This window comes from Epilithonimonas bovis DSM 19482 (genome assembly GCF_900108115.1).
GTDB classification, from domain to species: Bacteria; Bacteroidota; Bacteroidia; order Flavobacteriales; family Weeksellaceae; genus Epilithonimonas; species Epilithonimonas bovis.
The window spans coordinates 1-1,348 of the sequence record NZ_FTPU01000091.1; the positions used below are offsets into that span (position 1 = coordinate 1).

Below are 1,348 nucleotides of genomic sequence, written 5' to 3' on the forward strand. Positions count from 1 at the left end.
CAATCCTGTCCTAAATAAAATTTATCATACATTATTTAGACTATTTCATTGTGTTTATCCATTGAAATTTGCCAATTTTTAAAATAGAACCCCCTGCTGGAATTTTGGTGGTGGTTCTATGTGCTCCTCGAAGGGTTTATCTAGCCATTTTTGCAAGTCGATTTTAACAAAGAGATTCAGTCGTATAAAAGCTACCAAATTGGATAAGTACCAGTCGAATTTTGATTGCGCCTTCAAAGCCTTAAGGATGAGAATGGTAATCAAGGCAGTCCAAATTTGTATCATCACCGCATTTTCTGAAGTTCCGATAAAAGATTTTATATGAAGTAATTGTTTAATGTCCCGAAAAAATATTTCCACCTGCCATCTGCTTTTATAAAGCTCCGAAATGGTGTTGCAAGACCAGGTTGTCTGATTGGTGATAAGCTCTATGATTTGCTCGTTTTCTGCATCCCAAACCGAAATCCGTCTGAGTTTTCCGGGGTATTTAGCTCTGGAATTTTCATTTTTCAGTTCAATTATTTCATCTTTCAATAGGTGTTGGTGGCGGTTTTCGGGAAGTTCATTTTCTTTAACCGTCGTAAACTGGAGGTTTTCTTTGTGTCTGATGACAAAGAAAACACTGTTGCTGTCCCAAACATTGAGCAGAGAAAAATCGTTATAAAAACGATCTGCAACAATAACACTGTTTTTCAATAAAGGAATCTCGTAAGCCCCTTTGTTGTCGGCAGTTTTGCCATTTGTGATGTTCACATATGCAGGCAGATTGCCGTCATAATCAAGAAGTGTGTGCATTTTTACGGCTCCTTTTTCGGTCTTGTATTTAGCCCAGTCGAACAGGCTTAAACATAAACTGATGGTGGTAGAATCCAGCAAGAATATTTTGGATTTTATTTTAAATTTTACCTGCTTAAAGTTGGGATGCTGTCCTAAACTTTTCAACAGCTCAAAATAATAGTCTTTAAACAGCTCGTGGCAGCGGTTTTTATTCTGATAACTGATGGAAGATTTTGAGGGAGCTTTGTTTACTCCAAGATGGTTTAAATTCCCGGTGGCAGAACGTATCCCGTTACTTATATCCCGAACAGACTGGCTTTTTGCAAATTGGCAGAAAAGCATTGAAACCAAATGATTCCAGCTGCTGAATCCTTTAGTATGTTTATCGGTTTGTTTACTTGCAACTAATTTATTGAATTTTGAACGGTCTAATTTTGCAATAATCTGAGAAAACAATGTTATATTTGGCATCAGAGGGACGAGTTTGGTTGTGCAACCTCAAAGATAATTTGAGATACTTAATTCAACCCTCTTTTTTTTGACTTTTTTTTAAACGTTTAGGACGCGATTG

At 36.7% G+C, this 1,348-nt stretch carries 1 protein-coding gene; it reads right to left on the reverse strand.

All coding sequences use genetic code 11. The annotated features are described in order from the left end of the window. Positions 1–78: 78 nt before the first annotated feature. Positions 79–1,251 carry an IS4 family transposase gene (locus B0B05_RS16245; protein ID WP_173786403.1) on the reverse strand — a complete coding sequence of 391 codons (1,173 nt, stop codon included), beginning with the start codon at positions 1,249–1,251 and terminating at the stop codon, positions 79–81. Positions 1,252–1,348: the final 97 nt, after the last annotated feature.